At 61.6% G+C, this 25,192-nt stretch carries 21 protein-coding genes and 1 tRNA gene; 13 read left to right on the top strand and 9 right to left on the bottom strand.

What is annotated here, in order from left to right:
• Positions 1-84 precede the first annotated feature (84 nt).
• Positions 85-161: transfer RNA gene (locus FPT15_RS07430), tRNA-Arg, on the bottom strand.
• Between the two features lie 371 nt (positions 162-532).
• Between FPT15_RS07430 and gabD the strand changes: the two genes are divergently transcribed.
• From gabD to FPT15_RS07445, 3 genes are all read left to right on the top strand, one after another.
• On the top strand, positions 533-1,975 hold the full coding sequence (gene gabD, locus FPT15_RS07435; RefSeq protein ID WP_095186318.1) for an NADP-dependent succinate-semialdehyde dehydrogenase: 1,443 nt from the start codon (positions 533-535) through the stop codon (positions 1,973-1,975).
• 180 nt (positions 1,976-2,155) lie between these two features.
• Complete coding sequence (gene gabT / locus FPT15_RS07440; RefSeq protein WP_106577350.1) at positions 2,156-3,433, top strand: 4-aminobutyrate--2-oxoglutarate transaminase; 1,278 nt, start codon at positions 2,156-2,158, stop codon at positions 3,431-3,433.
• Positions 3,434-3,572: 139 nt separating this feature from the next.
• Positions 3,573-4,775, top strand: coding sequence for an HDOD domain-containing protein (locus FPT15_RS07445; protein ID WP_145159693.1), 1,203 nt, complete (start codon positions 3,573-3,575; stop codon positions 4,773-4,775).
• A 52-nt stretch (positions 4,776-4,827) separates the two neighbouring features.
• Here the strand turns inward: FPT15_RS07445 and FPT15_RS07450 are convergent, their stop codons facing one another.
• Positions 4,828-5,829 carry a sensor domain-containing diguanylate cyclase gene (locus FPT15_RS07450; RefSeq protein WP_145159695.1) on the bottom strand — a complete coding sequence of 334 codons (1,002 nt, stop codon included), beginning with the start codon at positions 5,827-5,829 and terminating at the stop codon, positions 4,828-4,830.
• Positions 5,830-6,250: 421 nt separating this feature from the next.
• Positions 6,251-7,435 (bottom strand): delta-9 fatty acid desaturase DesA, encoded by a 1,185-nt coding sequence (desA, locus tag FPT15_RS07455; RefSeq protein ID WP_145159697.1) that lies wholly within the window; start codon positions 7,433-7,435, stop codon positions 6,251-6,253.
• Positions 7,436-7,600: 165 nt separating this feature from the next.
• Here desA and dibA point away from each other — a divergent pair, with 165 nt between their 5' ends.
• The 6 genes from dibA (at position 7,601) to FPT15_RS07490 (ending at position 13,970) form a co-directional block, all read left to right on the top strand.
• The gene (gene dibA, locus FPT15_RS07460; protein ID WP_145159699.1) at positions 7,601-9,511 is read left to right on the top strand and encodes a phosphodiesterase DibA; all 1,911 of its coding nucleotides are present in this window, start codon (positions 7,601-7,603) and stop codon (positions 9,509-9,511) included.
• 303 nt (positions 9,512-9,814) lie between these two features.
• The gene (gene oscA, locus FPT15_RS07465) at positions 9,815-9,997 is read left to right on the top strand and encodes a sulfur starvation response protein OscA (protein WP_003170956.1); all 183 of its coding nucleotides are present in this window, start codon (positions 9,815-9,817) and stop codon (positions 9,995-9,997) included.
• Positions 9,998-10,072: 75 nt separating this feature from the next.
• Complete coding sequence (locus FPT15_RS07470) at positions 10,073-11,083, top strand: sulfate ABC transporter substrate-binding protein (protein WP_106577355.1); 1,011 nt, start codon at positions 10,073-10,075, stop codon at positions 11,081-11,083.
• 198 nt (positions 11,084-11,281) lie between these two features.
• The gene (gene cysT, locus FPT15_RS07480; RefSeq protein WP_003218141.1) at positions 11,282-12,100 is read left to right on the top strand and encodes a sulfate ABC transporter permease subunit CysT; all 819 of its coding nucleotides are present in this window, start codon (positions 11,282-11,284) and stop codon (positions 12,098-12,100) included.
• A gap of 13 nt (positions 12,101-12,113) precedes the next feature.
• Entirely contained in the window at positions 12,114-12,986 is an 873-nt protein-coding gene (gene cysW / locus FPT15_RS07485; protein ID WP_003218139.1) for a sulfate ABC transporter permease subunit CysW, read from the top strand.
• A 3-nt stretch (positions 12,987-12,989) separates the two neighbouring features.
• Positions 12,990-13,970 carry a sulfate/molybdate ABC transporter ATP-binding protein gene (locus FPT15_RS07490; protein WP_145159703.1) on the top strand — a complete coding sequence of 327 codons (981 nt, stop codon included), beginning with the start codon at positions 12,990-12,992 and terminating at the stop codon, positions 13,968-13,970.
• A gap of 121 nt (positions 13,971-14,091) precedes the next feature.
• Here FPT15_RS07490 and FPT15_RS07495 read toward each other — a convergent pair whose 3' ends face one another.
• Positions 14,092-14,619 carry a DUF962 domain-containing protein gene (locus tag FPT15_RS07495; protein WP_145159705.1) on the bottom strand — a complete coding sequence of 176 codons (528 nt, stop codon included), beginning with the start codon at positions 14,617-14,619 and terminating at the stop codon, positions 14,092-14,094.
• 83 nt (positions 14,620-14,702) lie between these two features.
• Here FPT15_RS07495 and FPT15_RS07500 point away from each other — a divergent pair, with 83 nt between their 5' ends.
• Both FPT15_RS07500 and FPT15_RS07505 read left to right on the top strand, forming a co-directional pair.
• Positions 14,703-15,389 (top strand): Crp/Fnr family transcriptional regulator, encoded by a 687-nt coding sequence (locus FPT15_RS07500; protein ID WP_145159707.1) that lies wholly within the window; start codon positions 14,703-14,705, stop codon positions 15,387-15,389.
• A gap of 38 nt (positions 15,390-15,427) precedes the next feature.
• Positions 15,428-15,793 (top strand): response regulator, encoded by a 366-nt coding sequence (locus tag FPT15_RS07505; protein ID WP_119738264.1) that lies wholly within the window; start codon positions 15,428-15,430, stop codon positions 15,791-15,793.
• 793 nt (positions 15,794-16,586) lie between these two features.
• Here FPT15_RS07505 and FPT15_RS07510 read toward each other — a convergent pair.
• Positions 16,587-17,591: an AraC family transcriptional regulator gene (locus FPT15_RS07510; protein ID WP_145159709.1), complete on the bottom strand. Its 1,005-nt coding sequence runs from the start codon at positions 17,589-17,591 to the stop codon at positions 16,587-16,589.
• Positions 17,592-17,692: 101 nt separating this feature from the next.
• Here FPT15_RS07510 and FPT15_RS07515 point away from each other — a divergent pair, with 101 nt between their 5' ends.
• On the top strand, positions 17,693-18,772 hold the full coding sequence (locus FPT15_RS07515; protein WP_145159712.1) for a fatty acid desaturase: 1,080 nt from the start codon (positions 17,693-17,695) through the stop codon (positions 18,770-18,772).
• On the opposite strand, the gene FPT15_RS07520 is transcribed toward FPT15_RS07515, so the two are convergent.
• Genes FPT15_RS07520 through FPT15_RS07530 form a run of 3 tightly spaced genes read right to left on the bottom strand, consistent with a single transcriptional unit; the run spans position 18,744 to position 22,779 of the window.
• Entirely contained in the window at positions 18,744-20,354 is a 1,611-nt protein-coding gene (locus tag FPT15_RS07520) for an arylsulfatase (protein WP_145159714.1), read from the bottom strand. The two genes, FPT15_RS07515 and FPT15_RS07520, sit on opposite strands and share 29 nt — an antisense overlap.
• A gap of 14 nt (positions 20,355-20,368) precedes the next feature.
• Positions 20,369-21,184: an ABC transporter ATP-binding protein gene (locus FPT15_RS07525; RefSeq protein ID WP_145159716.1), complete on the bottom strand. Its 816-nt coding sequence runs from the start codon at positions 21,182-21,184 to the stop codon at positions 20,369-20,371.
• Complete coding sequence (locus FPT15_RS07530; RefSeq protein WP_145159718.1) at positions 21,181-22,779, bottom strand: ABC transporter permease; 1,599 nt, start codon at positions 22,777-22,779, stop codon at positions 21,181-21,183. Before FPT15_RS07530 ends, FPT15_RS07525 begins: the two co-directional genes overlap by 4 nt.
• 288 nt (positions 22,780-23,067) lie before the next feature.
• On the opposite strand from FPT15_RS07530, the gene FPT15_RS07535 reads away from it, so the two are divergent.
• Entirely contained in the window at positions 23,068-24,069 is a 1,002-nt protein-coding gene (locus FPT15_RS07535; protein WP_145159720.1) for an ABC transporter substrate-binding protein, read from the top strand.
• Between the two features lie 97 nt (positions 24,070-24,166).
• Here FPT15_RS07535 and FPT15_RS07540 read toward each other — a convergent pair whose 3' ends face one another.
• Positions 24,167-25,087, bottom strand: coding sequence for a LysR family transcriptional regulator (locus tag FPT15_RS07540; RefSeq protein WP_145159722.1), 921 nt, complete (start codon positions 25,085-25,087; stop codon positions 24,167-24,169).
• Positions 25,088-25,192: the final 105 nt, after the last annotated feature.

Raw genomic sequence — 25,192 nt, forward strand, 5'->3', positions numbered from 1 at the left:
AGCCCAGGCGCGTTACCAAACGTGCTACCGGTCGCCCACAAAAAAGCCCCAGGTCTTTCGACCTGGGGCTTTTTCGTCTGTATCTGGTGCACCCGGCGGGATTCGAACCCACGACCCCTGCCTTCGGAGGGCAGTACTCTATCCAGCTGAGCTACGGATGCTTGTGCGGGCGACATCATACCCATGTCGTCCTTGGGCGTCCATGCCGGTCTTTGGCCGTTTGTGGGTAGGAATTGGCTGCACAGAGGCCCTGCGCCGGGCGCCGGTGGTCGATGGGGTGGAACGCGGCCGAATCGCGCTGATCAGAAAGATTCGGCAAATGCGCCGTTTTCGTTCTTTTTTTCGAACAGACTATTGCCCTGTACCCCCATTGATCCTAGGATTCGTTTGAGATTTCAAACGCTCTGTCTCCCGTGCGCTCTTTCACTCTTGCCGCGCGCTGGGGCTGATTTCCCTGACGGCAGCCCACAAGGCGCCTTTCAACAACTCTAATTCGCTCCGCGCGCGCGCGGTGCTGTTAAGGAAAGCCGACATGCAGCTCAAAGATACCCAGTTGTTCCGCCAACAAGCCTTTATCGATGGCGCTTGGGTCGATGCGGACAACGGTCAAACCATCAAGGTCAACAACCCGGCCACGGGCGAGATTCTCGGCACCGTGCCGAAGATGGGCGCCGCCGAAACCCGCCGCGCTATCGAAGCCGCCGACAAGGCGCTGCCGGCCTGGCGTGCGCTGACCGCCAAGGAGCGCGCGAACAAGCTGCGCCGTTGGTTCGAGCTGCTGATCGAAAACCAGGACGACCTCGGTCGCCTGATGACCCTGGAACAAGGCAAGCCGCTGGCCGAGGCCAAGGGCGAAATCGTCTACGCCGCTTCCTTTATCGAGTGGTTCGCCGAAGAAGCCAAGCGCATCTACGGTGATGTAATTCCCGGCCACCAGCCCGACAAGCGCCTGATCGTGATCAAGCAGCCCATCGGCGTGACCGCTGCAATTACCCCGTGGAACTTCCCGGCCGCGATGATCACCCGTAAAGCCGGCCCGGCCCTGGCCGCCGGTTGTACCATGGTGATCAAGCCGGCTTCGCAAACGCCGTTCTCGGCCCTGGCCCTGGTTGAGCTGGCGCACCGCGCCGGTATCCCTAAAGGCGTGCTCAGCGTGGTCACCGGCAGTGCCGGCGACATCGGCGGCGAGCTGACCAGCAACCCGATCGTGCGTAAGTTGTCCTTCACCGGCTCCACCGAAATCGGTCGCCAGCTGATGGCCGAATGCGCCAAGGACATCAAGAAGGTCTCGCTGGAACTGGGCGGCAACGCGCCGTTTATTGTGTTCGACGACGCGGACCTGGATAAGGCCGTCGAAGGCGCGATCATTTCCAAATACCGCAACAACGGCCAGACCTGCGTCTGCGCCAACCGCCTGTACATCCAGGATTCGGTGTACGACGCGTTCGCCGAAAAACTCAAAGTGGCCGTGGCCAAACTCAAGATCGGCAACGGTCTGGAAGACGGCACCACGACTGGCCCGCTGATCGACGAAAAAGCCGTGGCCAAGGTTCAGGAGCACATCGCTGATGCCCTGAGCAAAGGCGCCAAGCTGTTGGCCGGTGGCAAGGTGATGGAAGGCAACTTCTTCGAGCCGACCATTCTGGTCGACGTGCCGAAAAATGCCGCCGTGGCGAAGGAAGAAACCTTCGGCCCGCTGGCGCCATTGTTCCGCTTCAAAGACGAAGCCGAAGTGATCGCGATGTCCAACGACACCGAGTTCGGCCTGGCTTCCTATTTCTACGCCCGCGACCTGGGCCGTGTGTTCCGTGTGGCTGAAGCCCTGGAATACGGCATGGTCGGCGTCAACACCGGGTTGATCTCCAACGAAGTGGCGCCGTTCGGCGGCATCAAGGCGTCGGGCCTGGGCCGTGAAGGCTCCAAGTATGGGATCGAGGATTACCTGGAAATCAAATACCTCTGCCTGGGCATCTGACCGGCAAGAGCTTGCAGCAAACGCAGAGGGCACGAGAGCGCTGACCCTTTGCGTGTTTCACACCGTTATTCGTAGTGGCCGGGAAAGCTGTGGCAGTCGATCATCGCATGCTGCCGTAGTTGCCTCCCCGCCACGTATTCCTTGGACCACGCCACCCGATGAGTGGCGAATGAGGACTTTATGAGCAAGACCAACGCATCCCTGATGAAACGCCGCGAAGCCGCTGTACCGCGCGGTGTTGGCCAGATTCACCCGATCTTCGCTGAATCCGCGAAGAACGCCACCGTGACCGACGTTGAAGGTCGCGAGTTCATCGACTTCGCCGGCGGTATCGCTGTGCTGAACACCGGCCACGTGCACCCCAAAATCATCGCCGCCGTGACCGAGCAACTGAACAAGCTGACCCACACCTGCTTCCAGGTTCTGGCCTACGAGCCTTACGTGGAACTGTGCGAAAAAATCAACGCCAAGGTGCCAGGCGATTTCGCCAAGAAAACCCTGCTGGTCACCACCGGTTCCGAAGCGGTTGAAAACGCCGTGAAGATCGCACGTGCCGCCACTGGCCGCGCCGGCGTGATCGCCTTCACCGGCGCCTACCACGGCCGCACCATGATGACCCTGGGCCTGACCGGCAAAGTCGTGCCGTACTCGGCCGGCATGGGCCTGATGCCAGGCGGCGTGTTCCGCGCGCTGTTCCCGAACGAACTGCACGGTGTGAGCGATGACGACGCCATCGCCAGCATTGAACGCATCTTCAAAAACGATGCCGAGCCGCGTGATATCGCAGCCATCATCATCGAGCCGGTGCAGGGCGAAGGCGGTTTCTACGTCGCGCCTAAATCCTTCATGAAGCGCCTGCGCGAACTGTGCGACAAGCACGGCATCCTGCTGATCGCCGACGAAGTGCAAACCGGTGCCGGCCGTACCGGTACCTTCTTCGCCATGGAGCAGATGGGCGTCGCCGCCGACCTGACCACCTTCGCCAAATCCATCGCTGGCGGCTTCCCGTTGGCCGGTGTGTGCGGCAAGGCTGAATACATGGACGCCATCGCCCCAGGCGGCCTGGGCGGCACCTACGCCGGTAGCCCGATCGCGTGCGCCGCTGCATTGGCGGTGATGGAAGTGTTTGAAGAAGAGCACTTGCTGGACCGCTGCAAGGCTGTCGGCGAGCGCCTGGTGACTGGCCTCAAAGCCATTCAAGCCAAGTACCCGGTAATCGGCGAAGTGCGTGCGCTGGGCGCGATGATTGCGGTCGAGCTGTTCGAGGGTGGCGACAGCCACAAGCCGAACGCTGCAGCCGTCGCCTCCGTGGTGGCCAAGGCGCGTGACAAGGGCCTGATCCTGCTGTCCTGCGGCACCTATGGCAACGTGTTGCGCGTACTGGTCCCGCTGACCTCGCCGGACGAGCAGTTGGACAAAGGCTTGGCGATCATCGAAGAGTGTTTCTCCGAGCTGTAAGCGGAACCTGATTTGACCGACAGAAAAAACCCGCTTCGGCGGGTTTTTTTGTGCCCGATGCAGCACATTCAGGCCGTGTTCATTGTACGTAGGCAGCGTGATTGTCTAAGGTTGCAGCATTGCCGATGGAGCGTGCTGGATGACTGCTGTTGATTTACCGGCTGTACCCCGAGTGTTGATTGCCGAGGCGGACCCTTGGTCGCGGGATCTGCTCAAGCAAGTGCTGTTGAATGTGCGCTGCGACGCACGGCTGGATGTGTGTGCTGATGGGCAGCAAGCAGCCACGCTGTTGCGAGAAAAAAACTACGACCTGATTCTTGCGGATTGGGAGTTGCCGGGCGTCGATGGCCTGAGCCTGCTGCGCAGCGTGCGCCAGAAGCGCCGTTCGCTGCCCTTTATTCTGTTGAGCAGTCGCAATGACAGCGCCAGCGTGCGCGAAGCCCTGCCCCTGGCGCCGACGGCGTACCTGACCAAACCACTGAACATGGAAGGCCTGACCCAGCGCCTGCAAGACCTGCTGCTCAACGAAGGCGAAAGCGTGTACTGCGAAATTGCGCCGCTGGCGCCGGGCATGACGCTGCCGATGTTCCTGGAGCGCCGTCGCGAAGCCTCTGACGGCGCGCCGTTGCGGGTGGATGTAAAAGACGTCGTAGAGCACAGCCTCACGCCGGATGGCCTGGACCTCGGATGCCTGGAAGACCAGGTGCGCATGGACCCGCAAATAACGGCCGTATTGATCGCCGCCGCCAACAGTGCCGGCCATCACGGCACGCCGGTGCAAACCCTGTCCGCCGCGCTGCACACACTGGCGGCCGGGCAGAGCATGAACCTGATTCTGGGCCTGGCCCTCAAGCACAACGTGGTGCTGGGCGACCCGGCGCTGGTGGCCTATGCCGAGCGCCACTGGCAACTGTCCCAAGACACTGCCGACTATGCTCGCCACCTGGCGCGCATGCTGGAGCTGGACCACGAGCGCTGCTACAGCGCCGGCATCCTGCATCGGTTGGGCGACTTGGCGTTGTTGCGCTGCCTGGAAGACTGGCGCCAGGGCGGCGGGGCGTTGGATGACGAAGCGATTGGCGAGTCTCTGGCTACCTACGGTGCGGCCTATGGTTCGGCATTGCGCGCGCGTTGGCGTTTGCCGTTGGAGCTACGCCAGTTGATTGCGTCGATCTATTCACTCGAAGGCGGGGTGTATTCGCGAGAATCGCTGGTGATGAACCTCGCGGCGCAGATGGCGCGGCTGACCGAGCGTGAAGGGTTGGAAGAGCTCGCCGGCAGCAAAACGGCGCGCTTGCTGAGGGTCGGGTTGTCGGAGTTGACTCGGGTACGCAAAGCCTAGCCAGCAACGAGGTCACGTGTGGGAGCCGGCCCGCTCCCATCGTTGAGTGGCGTTAACTTGCTATGACGCGGTTCTTGCCTTGGCGTTTGGCCTCGTACATCGCCGCATCCGCGCGCGCAAACAGGCTGTCCAGAGACGCATCTTCTTCGCGCAGCGTAGCCAGGCCCTGGCTGACGGTGACGGTAAATTGCCGCCCTTCGTAGCTGAAACTCAGCGCCTGGATTTCCTTGCCCAACCGCTCGGCCACTTGCAATGCCATGTGCGGCGCACAACCGGGCAGCACGGCGGCGAATTCTTCGCCACCGATGCGCCCGAACAGGTCGCCACGGCGCAGTACGCTGCGACCGCTCTCGGCGATACGCCGCAACACCTGATCGCCCTCCAGGTGGCCGTAACTGTCGTTGACCTCTTTGAAGTTATCAATGTCCAGCAACAGGAACGCCAGCGTTGTACCTTGGGCGCAGGCGCTGTCGAAGGCCAGGTTGGCGCATTCGAAAAAGTGCCTGCGATTGCTGCTCTGGGTCAGTACGTCGGTGGTGGCGAGTCGGTGCAGTTCCAACTCCATCTGTTTCTTTTCGGTGATGTCTTCGGCCATGCCGACCACGATCACCGGCCTGCCGGGCTCGACCTGCTGGTTGATATAGCATTTGTCGCTCAGCCAGCGAATCTGCCCGTCGGCGGTAATGATGCGGTACTCGCGGTCCTCCACGGCGCCTTGCTCCAGCACGCGAGCGAGGCTGTATTCAGCGTAATCGAGGTCTTCGGGGTGAACGCTGTTGCGCCATTCGCGGTGGTCGGCCAATAGCAGACCGGCCGGACGGCCAAACACTCGCTCGTAGGCCGGGCTCACGTACAGCACTTGGCGCGTTTCCCAGTCGATGGCCCACAGCACGGCATTCACGCTGACCAGCAGTGAGCTGAGCAGTTGCTCGCGCTCACTCAGCCGCTCGACTTCACCCTGGGCGTGCATGAGCGCCAACAAGGTTGCCGCCGCAGCCGGGCGGGCAGGCTCAGCTGTGGGGGCATCGGGCAAGTAAGGCTTTTCGTGAACCATCGGTACAACTCTCTCTGGGCGCGCCGCAGGATGGAGCAGCGGTCACTACAAGGGGTCACCATGATGGCGAAGTGTTCTTTGAGAGAGGGGAATTGCGGTGAAGTTCCGTGAACAGGCTGACTAAGAAATGACGTCAGAAACCGGTTGTAGGCCGATTTTCGCGGTGAATAGGCTGGTTTTGGTGATTAGTTTTACGGTGGTGAGGGTGCTTGTTGTGGCGAGCGGGCTTGCCCCGCGTTGGGCTGCGAAGCGGCCCTGAAACCTGGCACTGCGGTTTATCAGCAGAAATGCGATGGCTTTTATTGGGGCTGCTTCGCAGCCCAACGCGGGGCAAGCCCGCTCGCCACAGGGAGCCCGCCTGCCAAGGCCAACCTGCCTATCACAGCAAGCCCGCTCACACGAGCGGGCTGTGAATGCTCGATCAGGCCGCTGCAGGACGCAGCGAATAGGTCTTCAGCTGGTGGGCAAAATCGCGCAGGGACTGAATGCCGCTGGCCTCGGCCTCGTGCACCCATTCCTTGATCGCAGCCAGCATGTCGTGGCCATTGGAGCTGGTTTTCAGCCAGATCTGCTGCAGCGCCAGGCGCTTCTCGTAGATCACGGTGAGCGCATGGCTGTGTTCCAGCAGGCTCTGGATACGCACGTGGTGGCGGTCATCCAGCAAGCTGGTTTCACGCGACAGCAGACGTTTGGCACGGTGGAACTGATGACGCACCGAGTGATCGACCTTCTCCAGCTCCTGCTTGACCAGCGGGCCGATCACCAACTTGCGGTACTGGGCCATGATCTGGAAGCGGTTGTTGAGGATCGCCATGGCGGTGTCCATGTCCAGATGGCCTTTGCCTTCGACACGGTGGGCGATGGGGGCAACGCGCTGCACCTTGGCCAGGCGCAGGAAGCTGAAGACTTTGATCCACGCCCAACCCAGGTCGAACTCCCATTTCTTCACCGACAGCTTGGCCGAATTGGGATAGGTGTGGTGATTGTTATGCAGCTCTTCGCCGCCGACGATGATGCCCCACGGCACCAGGTTGGTCGCCGCGTCACGGCATTCGAAGTTGCGATAGCCCACGGCATGCCCCAGGCCGTTGATCACGCCGGCAGCCCAGAACGGAATCCACATCATCTGGATCGCCCAGATGGTGATGCCGATGGTGCCGAACAGCATCAAGTCGATGATGCCCATGATCGCCACGCCCAGCAGCGGGTAAGGCGTATAGATCTTGCGCTCGATCCAGTCGTCCGGGCAGTTCTTGCCGTAGATGCGCAGGGTCTCTGGGTTTTCGGCTTCAGCACGGTACAGCTCGGCGCCTTTGCGCAATACGGTGGACAGGCCTTTGACGACCGGGCTGTGCGGGTCGTCGACGGTTTCGCATTTGGCGTGGTGTTTGCGGTGGATGGCGGTCCACTCGCGGGTGTTCTGCGCCGTGGTCAGCCACAGCCAGAAGCGGAAGAAGTGTTTCAGGCCGGCATTGAGCTCCAGGGAGCGATGGGCTGAATAGCGGTGCAGATAAACCGTGACCCCAACGATGGTCACGTGGGTCATCAACAGAGTGACTGCCACCAGTTGCCAGGCTGACAAGTCAAGAAAACCGTTGTACCACATAGGCTGTATGGCCCTCAGATAAAGAAAAAAGCAGCTCACGCATTATCACTAAGCCTACAGAGAAAACCAGCCGCCCTTTCAGATAGAAGTGACTGGATGTTTCTTATTCTATAATCCGCAGCCTTTGTAGGGCGATTTTGTTTTTTGGTAAGGATTACTGACCATATGCTGTTTTCATACCGAGGTGCCCTGCGTGTGGGGCTGGTATACCTGCTGGTTTCCATTGCGTGGCTCCAGCTCAGCCATTATCTATTGATCGACTTTCTCGATGACCCTTGGGAACTGGAACGCTGGCTGCAGGTGCGCGGCTATGTCTGGGTGGGGCTCAGCGCGCTGACCCTGTTTCTGATTTGCGCCCGTTTTGCCCATGCTCACCAGCTGCAGCAGCCCCTGAAAGAAAACCGCGAGCGCCTGCGCCAGGCGGCTGCCGTGTTCGATTGCACCCGCGAAGGCGTGCTGGTCACCGACGCCCAAGGTTTGATCGTGCACGTCAATCGGGCGTTTATCGAGATCACCGGCTATCGTCGCGAAGACGTCATGGGCGAGCGACCAAGCTTGTTCAAGTCCGGGCGCCATTCGTCGAATTTTTATCAACAGATGTTCCAGACCCTGGAACGCACCGGCGAATGGAGCGGCGAAATCTGGAATCGGCGCAAAAGCGGTGAAATTTATCCACAGTGGCAAACCATCCGCGTCATCCAGGATGACCAAGGCAAGGTCAGCCATTACGTCGCGGTGTTTTCCGATATCAGCGCGATCAAGGATTCCGAGCACGAACTGGCGCACCTCGCCCATCACGACCCGCTCACCGACCTGCCCAATCGCCTGCTGTTCACCGACCGCGCCGAGCAGGCGCTGGCCTCGGCGCAAGTGCACAAACGCGGCTGTGCCTTGCTGTTGCTAGACCTGGATCATTTCAAGATCATCAACGACAGCCTCGGCCATAACGTCGGCGACCAGTTGCTCAAAGCGGTCGGCGAGCGGCTCAAGGGGCTGTTCGGCCCCGGCGTGACCCTGGCGCGCCTGGGCGGCGACGAGTTCGCCGTGCTCGCCGAAAGTTGTCCACAGGTGGTGCAGGCCGCCGCCCTGGCCCAGCGGATGCTCGATGCGATGAAGCAGCCGTTCATCTTTGACGGCCACCAACTGTTTATCAGCGCCAGTATCGGTATCAGCTTGTTCCCCAGCGATGCACTGAGCGCCCAGCAGTTGCTGCGCAATGCCGATTCCGCGCTGTTCAAGGCCAAGAGTGCCGGGCGCGAAAGCTACGCGCTGTACACCGAAGAGCTGACCGCCCATGCGCAGAACCGCGTGGAAATCGCCAGCGAACTGCGCCGCGCCCTCGACCAGCAGGAGCTGCGCGTGTATTACCAGCCGGTGCACAACCTGCAGGGCAGCCGCCTGATCGGCGTCGAAGCGCTGGTGCGCTGGCAACACCCGGAGCGCGGTCTGGTGCCACCGGGCGATTTCATCCCCATCGCCGAACGTACCGGGCTGATTGCCGACATCGACGCCTGGGTCATGGACCAGGCCTGCCGCCAGATGTGCCAATGGCTGGCCGATGGCGCGCCGCTGAGTTTTATCGCGGTGAATGTCTCCAGTCGGCTGTTTGCCCGGCGCGAGCTGTACGAGCAAGTCGCCCAGGTGCTGCACGCCACCGGCCTCGATCCGGCGTTTCTTGAGTTGGAGGTCACCGAAAGCGCGGTGATGGATGATCCGGAAGTGGCCCTTGAGCAACTGCACCGCCTGCGTGAACTGGGCTTGCGCCTGGCCATCGACGACTTTGGTACCGGCTATTCGTCACTGCTGCGCCTCAAGCGCCTGCCGGTGCAGAAGCTCAAGATCGACCAGGGCTTTGTCGCCGGGCTGCCATGGGATGAGGACGATGCGGCGATTGTGCGCGTGGTAATCGCCCTGGCGAAAAGCATGGGCATGCAGGTGCACGCCGAAGGCATCGAGCAAGTGGAACAGGCGCGGTTCTTGTTGGAGCAGGAATGCGATATGGGGCAGGGGTATTGGTTCGGGCGGCCGATGCCGGCACAGGAGATTGATTGGCATCGGGCACCTGCTATCCGCTAGGCACAACTCGGTCAATGTGGGAGCCGGGCTTGCCCGCGATGAGGGACTTTCAGGCGAAATGTTCTGTGCCTGACACACCGCTATCGCGGGCAAGCCCGGCTCCCACAGGGTTACGCAGCGCCTGGCTAACGGTATTTTCAGTGCTAAAACCCGCGCAACCCCACGTCCTGCCAGAAAATTCTTTCTGGTTATATAAACATTCTTAAATAGTATTTTTAAGAATATCCGCGCTTATCTACTATCGCCCTCACGCCGCAAGCAGTGCCGCCACTGCCAGGCACTATTCATTTCAGGAGCGAGACCATGAGCGCATCTCTACGTAGCGTCGACGGCCAGGACGAAGCAGCCATTTTGCGTGAGATCCAGAGCGCCTTGCGCGACCTGCGGTTTGGCGCGGTGGAAATCACTGTGCATAACGCCCAAGTGGTACAGATCGAACGCAAGGAAAAATTCCGTTTGCAGAACCCGGGTAACAAACCGAGCTGAGCACCAACGGCGATTCGCATGCTAGACCCGCAACTATAAGAAAAAGCCAACACCCCAGAATTTCAGGAGCCTTCTATGTCGTCGATTCGCCGTTACGCCCTGGCCGCACTGGCCAGTGCCGTGTTTGCCGGTTCCGCTGTTGCCAAGGACTACGAGTTGCTCAACGTCTCGTATGACCCGACCCGTGAGCTGTACCAGGACTACAACGCTGAGTTCACCACCTTCTGGAAACAGTCCCACCCCGGCGACAACGTCAAGATCCAGCAGTCCCACGGCGGCTCGGGCAAGCAAGGCCGTGCGGTGATCGACGGCCTGCGCGCCGACGTAGTGACCCTGGCCCTGGCCGGTGACATCGACGAAATCGCCAAACTGGGCAAGACCCTGCCGGAAAACTGGCAAACCCGCCTGCCGGACGCCAGCACCCCGTACACCTCGACCATCGTGTTCCTGGTGCGCAAAGGCAACCCTAAAGGCATCAAGGATTGGGGCGACCTGATCAAGAAAGACGTGTCCGTGATCACCCCGAACCCGAAAACCTCCGGCGGCGCCCGCTGGAACTTCCTCGCCGCCTGGGCCTATGGCCTGAAAGCCGGTGGCAGCGAAGCCAAGGCCCAGGAATACGTGAAAGAGCTGTTCAAGCACGTGCCGATCCTCGACACCGGCGCGCGCGGTTCGACCATCACCTTCGTCAACAACGGTCAGGGTGACGTGTTGCTGGCCTGGGAAAACGAAGCCTTCCTGGCGCTGAAAGAAGACGGCGGCGCCGACAAGTTCGACATCGTTGTACCTTCGCTGTCGATCCTCGCCGAGCCGCCAGTGGCCGTGGTCGACAAGAACGCCGAGAAAAAGGGCAACACCGAAATCGCCACCGAATACCTCAAGCACCTGTACAGCCCGGCTGGCCAGGAGATTGCGGCGAAGAACTTCTACCGCCCACGCGATGAGAAAGTCGCCGCCAAATACGCCCAGCAGTTCCCGAAACTGGACCTGGTGACTATCGACAAAGACTTCGGCGGCTGGAAAACTGCCCAACCGAAATTCTTCAATGACGGTGGCGTGTTCGACCAGATCTACTCGGCGCAGTAAGCCAAATTAAACTGTAGGAGCCAGCTTTCTGTGGGAGCCGGGCTTGTGTGAGAGCTGGCTTGCCTGCGATAGCATCACCCCGGTGTGACTGACACACCGAGGTGCCTGCATCGCGGGCAAGCCCGGCTCCCGCAGAAGAGCCAGCTCCCACACAAGCTCGCTCCTATAGTGGTATCTACCCGCTAACCAAGGACTCTTATGTCGCGTCGTATTTCCCCCGTCATACCCGGCTTCGGGCTGACGCTGGGCTACACCGTGGTGTACCTCAGCCTGATCGTACTCATCCCCCTGGCGGCGATGTTTGTACATGCCGCTCAACTCACTTGGGATCAGTTCTGGAACATCATCTCTGCACCGCGTGTGCTGGCGGCGTTGAAACTGAGCTTCGGCACGGCACTGTATGCCGCCATTATCAACGGCGTGATCGGTACGCTGCTGGCCTGGGTGCTGGTGCGCTACACCTTCCCCGGCCGCAAAATCATCGATGCGATGATCGACCTGCCCTTCGCCCTGCCCACCGCCGTTGCCGGCATCGCACTGACTGCGCTCTACACCCCCACCGGCCTGGTCGGCCAGTTCGCTGCTGACCTGGGCTTCAAGATCGCCTACACCCCGCTGGGCATCACCCTGGCGCTGACCTTCGTCACGCTGCCATTCGTGGTGCGCACGGTGCAGCCGGTGTTGGCCGATATCCCTCGGGAAATCGAAGAAGCCGCCGCGTGTCTCGGCGCCAAGCCCTTGCAGGTGTTCCGCTACATCCTCGTGCCTGCGTTGCTGCCCGCCTGGCTGACCGGCTTCGCGCTGGCCTTCGCCCGTGGCGTCGGTGAGTACGGCTCGGTGATTTTCATCGCGGGCAACATGCCGATGAAAACCGAGATCCTGCCGCTGCTGATCATGGTCAAGCTCGACCAGTACGACTACCACGGCGCCACCTCCATCGGTGTGCTGATGCTGGTGGTTTCCTTTGTTTTGCTGCTGCTGATCAACTTGCTGCAGCGGCGCATCGAACACCCATAAGGAGGCGCGGAACATGTCCCAATCGTCTATTTCCGCCGCGTCTTCGGCCAACGCTGCCCGTCGTGGCAGCGCGGTGTCGCGACGCATCCTGATCAGCCTCGGCTGGCTGGTGTTCTTCCTGTTCCTGCTGCTGCCGCTGTTTATCGTGGTGTCCCAGGGTTTGAAGAACGGCCTCGGCGCGTTCTTCACCGCGATCCTGGAACCCGACGCGCTGTCGGCACTGAAGCTGACGGTGATCGCCGTGGTGATTTCGGTGCCGCTCAACGTGGTGTTCGGCGTCAGCGCCGCCTGGTGCGTGAGCAAGTACTCGTTCCGTGGCAAGAGCATCCTGGTCACGCTGATCGACCTGCCGTTCTCGGTGTCGCCGGTGATCGCCGGTCTGGTCTACGTGTTGATGTTCGGCGCCCAGGGCTTCTTCGGCCCGTGGCTGCAAGACCACGACATCCAGATCGTCTTCGCCTTGCCGGGCATTGTGCTGGCGACCATCTTCGTGACGGTGCCGTTCGTGGCCCGTGAACTGATCCCGCTGATGCAGGAGCAGGGCACTCAGGAAGAAGAGGCCGCGCGCCTGCTCGGTGCCAATGGCTGGCAGATGTTCTGGCATGTGACCGTGCCGAACATCAAGTGGGGCCTGATCTACGGCGTGGTGCTGTGTACCGCACGGGCGATGGGTGAGTTCGGCGCGGTATCGGTGGTGTCCGGCCACATTCGCGGCGTGACCAACACCTTGCCGCTGCACGTTGAGATCCTCTACAACGAATACAACCACGTTGCCGCGTTTGCCGTCGCGAGCCTGTTGCTGATCCTGGCGCTCTTCATCCTGCTGCTCAAGCAGTGGAGCGAGAACCGTATCAACCGCCTGCGCAAAAGCGCCGGTGAGGAATAAGTCATGTCGATTGAAGTCCGTAATGTCAGCAAGAATTTCAACGCCTTCAAGGCCCTGAACAGCATCAATCTGGACATCCAGAGTGGCGAGCTGGTGGCGTTGCTGGGCCCGTCCGGCTGCGGCAAGACCACCTTGCTGCGCATCATTGCCGGCCTGGAAACCCCGGATGCCGGCAGCATCGTGTTCCACGGCGAAGACGTGTCCGGTCACGACGTGCGTGATCGCAACGTCGGTTTTGTGTTTCAGCACTACGCGCTGTTCCGCCACATGACCGTGTTCGACAACGTCGCGTTCGGCCTGCGCATGAAGCCGAAAAACCAGCGCCCGAACGAAAGCCAGATCGCGGTCAAGGTTCACGAGTTGCTGAACATGGTGCAGCTGGATTGGCTGTCGGATCGCTACCCGGAACAACTCTCCGGTGGCCAGCGCCAGCGTATCGCCCTGGCCCGCGCCCTGGCGGTCGAGCCTAAAGTGTTGCTGCTGGATGAGCCGTTCGGCGCCCTCGACGCCAAGGTGCGTAAAGAGCTGCGCCGCTGGCTGGCGCGTCTGCACGAAGACATCAACCTGACCTCGGTGTTCGTGACCCACGACCAGGAAGAGGCCATGGAAGTCGCCGACCGCATTGTGGTGATGAACAAGGGCGTGATCGAACAGATTGGTTCACCGGGCGAAGTCTACGAGAACCCGGCCAGTGATTTTGTGTACCACTTCCTGGGGGATTCCAACCGGCTGCATTTGGGTGAGGACCAGCACGTGCTGTTCCGCCCGCATGAAGTGTCGTTGTCGCGCCATGAACTGGAAGACCACCACGCGGCTGAAGTGCGGGATATTCGGCCGTTGGGCGCTACCACACGGGTGACGCTCAAGGTCGAAGGCCAAAGCGAGTTGATCGAGGCCGAAGTGGTCAAAGACCACGACAGCCTGACCGGTCTGGCGCGTGGCGAGACCTTGTTCTTCAAACCCAAGGTCTGGCAAAAAGCTTAAAAACACCGCAAGACCCCTGTGGGAGCGGGCTTGTGTGGGAGCTGGCTTGCCTGCGATAGCATCACTGCGGTGTAACTGATACACCGAGGTGCCTGCATCGCAGGCAAGCCAGCTCCCACATTCAGACCTTGCTCGGCTTTAGATCGCGGCGTTCTACCGGGCCGGATCGCGCCTCAATCTGCTCCTTGAGGTCATGCCGCAACCCCAGCACAAACGCCAACTCCGCCACCACAAACAACGGCCCCACAATCAATCCCGACACGTCATCCACAAACGCCGGCTTCCTGCCTTCGTAGTAGTGCCCGACAAACTGAATCGCCCAGCCCACCACAAACATCCCTATGCCGCTGCCCAGCCACACCGCTGTGCTCTGCGCCGCCAGCGCATGCCCGGCCCACACCGACAGGCCCATCAACACCGTCATCAGCACGCCCAGCGCCAGTTCCAGGCGCAAGTAAAACCATGCCGAAAACAGCGCGAGTAGCACTGCCGGAGATATCCACAGGCTACCGACGGCCCATTCGGGGCGCGACAACAGCACCGCCACGGCGACCACGATTAACGGGATGCCGACAAAGTGGCTGGCGATATTGCGCGGGTCGCGGTGGTAGGCGGCGTATTGACTGAGGTGCTCGACGAGGCTTTTCATTGTTGTTCCTCCTGTAGGATGCTTGATCATGCCCTGCCAGCCTGTGACTGACTGTCAGCTGGGCGACAATCTTCGGAGTTCGCATGGACACAGAGAAATGGCGCTCGCAGCTGGCCAGCGGTCATTGGTTCAGCCACTTGCCTGCCTCTTTTCAGCATAGCCTGCTGGCCAGTGCCCGGCAGCGCCAGCTGGCGGCGGGGCAATACCTGTTCAAGCGCGGCGACCCGCCCTGTGGCCTGTATGCGGTGCTCGACGGCACGCTGCGCATCAGCGCGGTGAACGAACACGGTAAGGAAGCGCTATTGAGCCTGGTAGAGCGGCCGTATTGGTTCGGCGAAATCTGCCTGTTCGACAGCTTGCCGCGCACCCACGACGCCTGCGCCGTGGGGCCGTGCACGCTGTTGCAGGTGCCGCAGCAGGCGTTGCTGAACATCCTTGATGACTCCCCGCAATACTGGCGCGACCTGGCCTTGCTGATGAGCCAGAAACTGCGCCTGAGCTTTATCAATATCGAGCACCTGAGCCTGATGCCGGCCTCGGTGCGGCTGGCGCACCGTTTACTGATGATCGTTGAAGGTTACGGCGATACCGAGCACTCAAAACGTATGCTGCAACTGCCCCAGGAAGATTTGGCGGCGATGTTGAGCCTGTCACGCCAGACCACCAACGCCTTGCTCAAGGACCTGCAAGCCCAGGGCGTCGTGCGCCTGGGCTATGGGGAAATTGAAATCCTCGATGCTCATCGCTTGCGTGAGGCGGCGCAGACCTGAGGGTGATAGCCTGCAAACCTGATCAATCGAGGTGTGTTATGCGCGTGCTGTTAGTGGAACATGAAACCGAAGAGGCACAGCGGATGGCCCGGGGTTTGAACGAGGCCGGCTACACCGTGGAGGTCGCAGCCAATGGCATGGCAGCGTTGCGCTTCGTGGAGAGTACCGAGTACGAGCTGGTGATTCTGGATGTGATGTTGCCGGGCTTGAACGCCTGGAAGTTGCAGCAGGCTATTCGGTTGAAGGGCGAGACGCCGGTGTTGTTCCTGACCACGCCGGGCGGGATTGAAGACCGGCTGCGCGGGTTGGAATTGCATGAAGATGATTATTTGCTCAAGCCCTTTGATGCCAAGGCGCTGGCGGCGCGGGCAAGAAAGTTACTGCGCCGCGATCGTGGGCGCTGATTGATCAGGACTTGCATGGCCTGATCCACCGCCTTCGCGAGCAAGCCCGCTCCCACCGTTGACTGCATTCACACATCAAAATGTGGGAGGGGGCTTGCCCCCGAAGGCGCTAATTGATCCAGGACTTGCATGGCAAAATGTGGGAGGGGGCTTGCCCCCGAAGGCGCTAATTGATCCAGGACTTGCATGGCCTGATCCACCGTCTTCGCGAGCAAGCCCGCTCCCACCGTTGACTGCATTCACACATCAAAATGTGGGAGGGGGCTTGCCCCCGAAGGCGCTAATTGATCCAGGACTTGCATTGCCTGATCCACCGCCTTCGCGAGCAAGCCCGCTCCACCTTTGACTGCATTCACACATCAAAATGTGGGAGGGGGCTTGCCCCCGAAAGCGCTGATTGATCCAGGATTTGCAGGGTCTGATCCACCGCCTTCGCGAGCAAGCCCGCTCCCACCTTTGACTGCATTCACACATCAAACCGCCTTCGCGAGCAAGCCCGCTCCCACCTTTGACTGCATTCACACATCAAAATATGGGAGGGGGCTTTCCCCCGAAGGCGCTGATTGATCCAAGACTTGCATGGCCTGATCCACCGCCTTCGCGAGCAAGCTCGCTCCCACCTTTGACTGCATTCACACATCAAGATGTGGGAGGGGGCTTGCCCCCGAAGGCGCTGATTGATCCAGGATTTGCAGGGGCTGATCCACCGCCTTCGCGAGCAAGCCCGCTCCCACCTTTGACTGCATTCACACATCAAAATGTGGGAGGGGGCTTGCCCCCGAAGGGGTCCTACCTAGCGCAACCCATCTCGAAACTGCCCCGGCGTCATCCCCGTCCAGCGCTTAAACGCCCGATTAAAACTGCTGGTATCGGCAAACCCAAGCAAGTGGCTGATCTCGGCCAATGAGCACTGCGGATCCCGCAAGTGCAGCAGCGCCAGGTTTTCCCGACATTCATTGAGCAACGCGTCAAACCGGCAGCCTTCATCGGCCAGATGCCGTTGCAAGCTGCGCAAACTCAAATGCAACGCCTGGGCGATCCGTTCGGCACTCGGCTCACCCTCCGGCAATTGCGCCTCGATGGCCGCGCGCACCTTGCGCTCCCATGTCAGCGGTTGCAGCTGGGCGAGGGTGCGTTTGAGCACGGTTTCATTGTGTTCGGCCAACTCCGGGTTGGCGTCATCCAGGTGGCTGTCGAAGTCCCGCGCGGCAAACTCCAGGCGGTCTTCCTCGGCGCCAAAGAACACCGGTGCGCGAAACACCGTGTGCCACGGCGTGGGGTCGGCCGGCTCCGGGCGCTGCAGGTACACCGCCAGCGGCGCGTACTCACGGCCGAGCCGATTTCGGCAGGTGCGCACATAGATCGCTGCAAACGCATCAATCGCTTCCAGCGCCGGTGCCGGGCTGCCGACGGGTTGCAGCAGGCGAAAGCAATAGCGCTCGCCCTCTCGGCTAAGCTCCAGCGTCAGCGCATCGCTGACCACTTGGTGATAACGCACGATCCGCTCGAACACCTCGCGCAGGCTGCCGCTGGCCACCAACGCATAACCCAGCGCATGAAAGGTGGTCGGGCTGACAAACCGCGACACCCGCAAGCCGATGGCCGGGTCGCCGCTGGCCTGCACGGCCAGTGCCCATAACCGCGTGGTGGCCGACAACGGATAGCGCGCGTTGGGGTCGTCCATCTGCTGCGGGTCGAGCCCGGCTTGCGCGCACAGGGCGGCGCTGTCGAGGTCCAGGGCGTCGAGCTGCTTGCGCAGGGCGCGGGTCCAGCTGGCGAGGGAAGTGGCTTCGGGCATGACGATTGGCGCTTGCGGTCAACAGGTTGGCGTGTGGGGCTGATGCCCTGGCGCACCGCTTGGGCCAGGATGCATCAATCAATAACCAAGAGGATGGAAGCATGGACGGTACTTCTGCAAGTCCCCAGCAGATGAACGCACAACAGCGTTCAGCGCATATCCGTGACGTGGTGCTCGCCGAAGGGGCCAGATTACGCCAGCAGCACCCCTGGCTGCGGCACCAGGACGCCCTGGGCGCGGGCATTCTGGCGTTTGCCTTGCTGGGCATGCTCGGCTCGGCGGCGCTCTACATCACCGGCCACATGGCGTGGTGGGTTTGCCTGCTGCTCAATGCCTTCCTCGCCTCGCTGACCCACGAGCTGGAACACGACCTGATCCACAGCATGTACTTTCGCAAGCAACGCCTGCCCCACAACCTGATGATGGGCCTGGTATGGCTGGCGCGGCCGAGCACCATCAACCCGTGGATACGCCGGCATCTGCACCTCAATCACCATAAGGTGTCCGGCACCGAGACCGATATGGAAGAACGCGCCATCACCAATGGCGAGCCGTGGGGCCTGGCGCGGTTGCTGATGGTGGGTGACAACCTCATGTCGGCGTTCATCCGCATGCTGCGCGCCAAGTCCTGGAAGCACAAATTCAACATCCTCAAGCGCTCGCTGTTGGTGTACGCACCCTTGGCGCTGCTGCATTGGGGCGCGTGGTATGTGTTTTTGGGCTTTCATGCGGCCAATGGTGTCGCCAGCCTGATGGGCGCGCCGATCGCCTGGTCAGCTGGCACCTTGCAGGTGATGCTGGTGATCGACATCGCCGCCGTGGTGATCATTGGCCCCAACGTGCTGCGCACCTTCTGCCTGCACTTTGTCAGCTCCAACATGCACTACTACGGTGATGTGGAGCTGGGCAACGTGATCCAGCAAACCCAGGTGCTCAACCCCTGGTGGATGTGGCCGCTGCAAGCGTTTTGCTTCAACTTCGGCAGCACCCATGGCATCCACCATTTTGTGGTGAAAGAGCCGTTTTACATCCGCCAGATGACCGCCAAGGTGGCGCACAGGGTGATGCGCGAGATGGGCGTGCGCTTCAATGATTTCGGCACGTTTGCGCGGGCCAACCGCCTGGAACCGCAGGCCCGCACACAGGTCGGGCTCAATCCGGCTGAAACGGCGACGCGCTGAGCACTACGCCGGTCTCGTCCACGTACTGCTGCCAGTGGCCGATCAGGGTCTCGAGTTTGTCCGGGTGACTCAAGGCCAGATCATGGATTTCTCCGGGGTCCTGGCCCAGGTCATACAGTTGCCACGTCGCCGGCCCTGCCGGGCCTGGGATGTACACGGCTTTCCACTGGCCCTGGCGAATCGCGCGGCGGCCGAACAGCTCCCAGCCGGTGACGGTATGTTCGTCGTGCACCTGATTGGTCTCGCCGGACAAAAAGCCCAGCCACGACTTGCCCCGCAACGGCGCCACCGGCTTGCCGCGCCAGTGCTTGCCGGGGTGGCGTACACCGGCCAGGTCCAGAATCGTCGGCGTAATATCCATCACCGTGCCGAACCCATGGCTGATCCGCCCGTTGAGCGCCAGTGGCGGGTAGTGCACCAGCGCCGGCACCCGAATGCCACCCTCGGTGGTAAACGCCTTGAACAGCCGCGAGGGCGCGGTCGCCACCTGCGCCCATGACGGCCCGTACCAGACGTACGAGTTGGCACGGCCGATGTTTTCCAGGCTGTTGTCGTAATGCTGGTTGAGATAGGTCAACAGCTGCGGCCCGAACGTGGGGAAGGCTTCCAGCAGCGCGCCCTCGGCGCCGTTATCGGACATGAACACGATGAAGGTGTTGTCCAGTTGCCCCTGGCGGCGCAGGTACTCCACCACCCGGCCGATGTTCCAGTCCATGCGCTCGACCATCGCCGCATACACTTCCATCGCGCGGGCCGAGAGCTGGCGCTGTTCATCGCTAAAGGCCGCCCATTGGGTGTTCAGCTCAATCAGCGGGTGAGGCTCGACATGGGCGTCGATCAACCCCAGCGACTTGAGCTTTTCCAGGCGTTCCAGGCGCAGCACTTCGGGGCCGGCGTCGTAGCGGCCACGGTATTTTTCGACAATGTCCGCCGGCGCCTGCAATGGCCAATGCGGCGCCGAAAACGGCAGGTAAGCGAAGAACGGCCGCGCCTGGTCGCGCTCCTTGAGGTACTGCAGCAGCTTGTCGCCAAACGCATCGGAGGAATAGAACCCCTCGGGCAGTTGCTCGACGAAGGTGTCGTCCTCGATGTACAGCGCCGGGGTGGATTTGAGCAAGCCTGGCGTGTCGTCGTCATAGGTCGGCTCAAAGCCATAGTGGTTGGCGGCGCCGGGCAACAGTGAAAACGACCGCTCGAACCCCCGCGCATGCGGCGCGAGTTCGGCGGTGAGGCCCAGGTGCCATTTGCCGCTCATCAAGGTCTGGTAACCGGCCTCGCGCAGCAGCTCCGGCAGCGCCACGACGTTGTCGTTGAGGTAGCCCTCGTAACCCGGTTTGCCGATCAGCTCCGGCGTGAGCGCCTCGGCCATGGTGCCGATGCCAGCGATGTGATGGTCGGTGCCGGTCAGCAGCATCGAGCGCGTGGGAGAGCAGGTCGGCGCGGTGTGGAAGTCGGTCAGGCGCAGACCCTTGAGCGCCAGGGCATCCAGGTGCGGCGTAGAGATTTCCCCGCCGAACGCGCCGAGGTCGGAAAAGCCCATGTCATCGGCCAGGATCACGAGAAAATTGGGACGTTGCGGCATCACGGCACTCCTCTTCAGCAGGCAATAAAGGCCAGCGGCAGGTCGCGAATCTGTTCGCGCACGGGCGGCTGATAGTGGTCATCGCTGATCAGTTCATGCAGCAGTTCTTCGCGCAGCTGGTGGAATTCGAAGCTGCTGCGCTGGCGCGGATGGGGCAGGGCGATATCGACGATTTGCTTGATCCGCCCAGGCCGGGGCTCCATCACCACCACGCGATCGGCGAGGAAAATCGCCTCTTCCACGTCGTGGGTCACCAACACCGTGGTGATCCTGGCGCGCGCGCGGATCGCCAACAGCTCTTCCTGCATTTGTTGGCGGGTCAGTGCGTCCAGGGCGCCGAACGGCTCGTCTAGCAGCAGGATGCGCGGGCTGGCGACCAGGCCACGGGCGATCGCCACCCGTTGCGCCATGCCGCCGGACAGCTGATGGGGATAGGCGCGGGTGAAGTCGCTCAGGCCCACCAGCTCGATAAAGTCGCTGATGCGGCGGTTGCGCTCGGCTTCGCTCAGCGGCTCGTTGACCAGGCCCAGGCCGATGTTTTGCGCCACGGTCAGCCAGGGGAACAGGCGGTGCTCCTGGAACACAATGCCGCGCTCGCCGCCGATGCCGTTTACGGCCTTACCGTCGACCTGGATGTCGCCGCGAAACTGCGTATCGAGCCCCACCAACAGGCGCAGTAGGGTGGATTTGCCGCAGCCGCTGGAGCCGACAATTGCGACGAATTCGCCCTCGGCAATCTCCAGGTTGAATTCACGAATGGCTTCCAACGCGAAGCCGTCGACGTCGAAGGACTTGCCCACATGGTTGAAGCGGACGATAGGTGCGTTCATGCGTGTCTCCAGCGGGTGGCGCGGGTTTCGATGCGTTGGCCGATAACATTGAGCGTGGCGCCGGTAAGGCCGACCAGCAGCATGCCGCCCATGATCACGTCCATGCGCAGCAGTTGTTGCGCGCCGATCATCAGGCTGCCGATGCCGCCATTGGACGGCATGAAGTATTCCGCGCCGATGGTGCCGAGCCAGGCGTAGATCAGGCTCAGGCGCAGGCCGGCGAAAATCCCCGCCGCCGCGCCCGGCAACACCAGACGGCGCAGGCGTTGCAACAGGCTCAGGCGCAGCACTTGCGCTGCCTCGCGCAGTTGCGGCGACAGGTTGAGCACGCTGCGTTGGGTGGCGATAAACAGCGGGAAAAACGCGGCGAGTGCGATAAATACTGACTTGGCCAACTCGCCCAGGCCGAACCACGCGGTGAGCAACGGCACCCAGGCAAAAATGGCGATCTGGCGCAGTGCGGCCAAGGTCGGGCCGAGTACGCGCTCACTGCGTCGCGACAACCCCAGCCACAGGCCCATGGCAAAGCCCAGGCCGCCACCCAACAGCAAGCCGCCCAGTGTGCGGCCCAGGCTTTTGCCCAGGGCGCTGGACAAGCTGCCATCCCGCACGCCGGCGCCTGTGGTTTGCAGCACCGCCCATGGGCTGACCAGAATATTGGCGTCCACCCAGCCCTGCTGCGTCGCCGCCTGCCACAACGCTACCAACAGTAGCGGCAGTAACCACGGTTGCAGGCGCTGCCAGCCTTGATAGCGCGGCCCGCGACGAATCTGCGCGGTGGCCGGGTGCGGCCAGTGCACCCATTTGCGATCCAGCCAGCCGATGCCGCGATCCATCACCACGCCCAGCACGCCGATGACCACGATGCACACGAACACGATGTCGAGCATGAACAACTGGCGCGCCCAGACCATCAGGTAGCCGATGCCTTCACTGGACGCCAGCAACTCCACCGCCAGCAACGACGTCCAGCCGGCCGCCAAGGCCAGGCGTACCCCGGCCATGAATGCCGGCAGCGCGGCGGGCAGGATCAGGCGGCGGATCAACAGGTGCGGGGGCAGGCGCAGCACGCGGGCGGCTTCACGCAGGTTGGGCTGGGCATCACGCACGCCGACTAGGGTATGCAGGGTGACGGGCACTACGATTGCTTTGACCAGCACCACCAGTTTCAGGGTTTCGCCGATGCCGAAAAACACCATGAACAGCGGAATCCACGCCAGGGTCGGCACTTGCGACAGCGCGCTGAAGGTTGGAAATATCAGGCGCTCCGCACGGGCGCTGAACCCCAACAGCGCGCCCAAAAGGGCGCCTGCGCCGACACCGGCCAGCAGCCCCCAAAACAAACGCTGCACGCTGATCGCCAGATGGCTCCACAACTCGCCGCCGGCCAGTTCCACGGCGCTGCTCCAGACCAGCGAGGGCGGCGGCAGAATCTGCTCGCTCATCCAGTGATTGCGGCTGGCCAGCCACCACAGCGCAAACAGTCCCAGCGGCAGCAGCCAGGGTATGAGGCGTTCGCTCAACGTCGGCCAGCGCGGCGCGGCGTCTTTGCCGGTGGCCGCCAGAGGTAGGCTCAGAAGTGAAATTCGGGCCATGGAGGACCTCCGTTGTCGCCGTGGGCGCTATGTGATTTCGACCTTAGAAAAATGCAATCAAGATGATTGTGGGATAAGAAAAATCATTTAAAGCCTCTGTCCGACACGCATCCAATGCATTCGAAGAATATTTTCGATGCTGTTTATGCATATCCCTCTGGAGCCTGCGTTTTAGCTCGCATAGTCCAAAAAGCTATTAAATTGTGAATTTATAGTATTTAAAGTTTTGATCGGCCTGTGCCTACTTTCTGCTCCCCAGGCGACCGTCGCCCACCAGGAGCTGCGCTTATGAAACTGCCCTTCAAACGTCTGATCAGCCTGTTCGCCGGCACCGCCCTGGCCGGGTTGGTGCACGCTGCCGATCTCACGGAAATTCGCATCGCCGTGCCCGACCTCAGTGCGGGCAGCCAGCACAGCGGCGGTGGGGTGACCGATGTACTGCAAAGCCAGCAGATCTTCGAAAAGGCCTTTGCCGACCAAGGCATCAAGATTCAATGGAATTACTTCAAGGGCGCAGGCCCGGTGATCAATGAGGCCTTTGCCAACGGCCAGGTGGACCTGGCTTACCTGGGCGACCTGGCGGCGATCATCGGTCGCTCCAATGGCCTGGACACGCGCTTGCTCAGCGCCTCGGCGCGTGGCGTCAAGCATTACCTCGCCGTGGTGCCAGGCTCCGGCATCAAGACCTTGCAAGACCTCAAGGGCAAGCGCGTCGCCGTGTTCCGCGGCACGGCCAGCCAGTTGTCATTCGACACCGCGCTGGCCAGCCAGGGTTTGAGTGAGAAGGATCTGAAAGTCATCAACCTGGACTTCAGTGCCGCCATTGCCGCCCTGGCCGCCAAGCAGATTGACGCCACCTGGGGCGGTTCAGGCCTCACGGCGCTGCAAGCCAAGGGCCTGGCCGAAATACCGCTGACCACCAAGGACATCGGTGGCGCCGGCAGCGTGCAGGCGGTGCTGGTGGGCAGTGCCAAGTTTGTGGATCAGCACCCGCAAGCCGTGGCCACGTTGCTCAAGGCCCAGCAGCAGGCGGTGCAGTGGTTGACCGATGACAACAACAAGCAGGCTTACATCGACCTGGTGTCGGGGCTGGCCAGTTACCCGCCGGTGATCCTGACCAACGATCTGAAAGACCAGAAACTCAGCGAGATTTTCCCCTCGACCCTGGACCCGGTGTTCCTTGGCAAATTGCAGGACGCGGTGGACTTGGCGTCCAAAGAGCGGCTGATCCGCAAGTCGTTTCAGGTGAGTGATTGGGTGGCGCCGAACCTGGCGGCGGCGGGGCTCTGAGGCTGGTGGTGGCTGGGCCATGGCTATCGCGGGCAAGCCCGCCCCCACAGGGGATCGCATTCCAACTGTGGGAGTGGGCTTGCCCGCGATGAGGCCTTCAAACCGCCACACTCACCTCCTGCCTGTCCACCGCCACCAACGTCTCAATCATCGCCTTGGCCGCCGGCGACAACCGCGACCCGGTGCGGCTGACAATCCCGCAACGCGCGCTCATGGTCTCCAGGTTTTGCGGCAGGTTGCGCCAGTGCAGCAGCACCAGCGAGCCCTGGGCGATGTCTTCGGCAAACGCCTCTTCAGTGCCCACGCCAATCGCATCGGACTGCAGCACGATCTTCACCAGCGCCGGGAAATGCTCGGTCTGAATGCTCGGTGAAAAGTCCATGCGCCCACTCAGGTTCGCCAGCAGTTTGCGAATGCCCTGGGAGATCAACGGTGAGGCCAGCGGGTAGTCGAACATGTCGTTGGTCGACAAGCTGTCCTTGGCCAATAGCGGGTGCCCCGGTCGGCAAAAAAACACCCCGCGCTTGGGCGTCAGTGCGCGGGTCTGGAAGTTCGGGTCGGCTTCGAACTGGCGAATGTCGGCGATAAAAAATTCGATCTCTTCACGGCTCAAGGCGCGGCTGAGTTTCTCCCAGTTGTCCACCTGGAAACTGGTACGGATTTTCGGGTGTGCACCGATAAACCGTGCCACCGCATCCGGCACCAGTTTCACGGCCGGCGCCGGGCCGGTGCCAAAGCGCAGGTCACCGGCGTCGAGTTTGGTCATGCGCGTTACTTCACTGCTCAGCAGGGCGGCGCCATGCACCAGGCTCAAGGCGTGTTGCAGCACCACCTGGCCCTCGGGCGTGGGGCGCAAATCCTTGTTGCCGCGATCGACCAGCACACAGCCGAACTCTTGCTCCAGCCCTTGAATGCTGCGGCTGAAGGCGGGTTGGGTGATACCCATGGCGTCCGCTGCGCGCACGAAACTGCGGTGTTCGTTGAGGGCGATGAAGTAGCGCAGTTGGCGAAGATCCATATGCTTTCCCGGCATTTGAAAAATAGGTCGAAGGCATTTGCGACCCAGGGAGCTGAGGTTTTAAATGCAAGCTCTTATTCCGTCAACGAAGCATTGGTTCATTTG

Source organism: Pseudomonas sp. RGB (genome assembly GCF_007713445.1).
In the GTDB taxonomy this organism is placed as follows: Bacteria; Pseudomonadota; Gammaproteobacteria; order Pseudomonadales; family Pseudomonadaceae; genus Aquipseudomonas.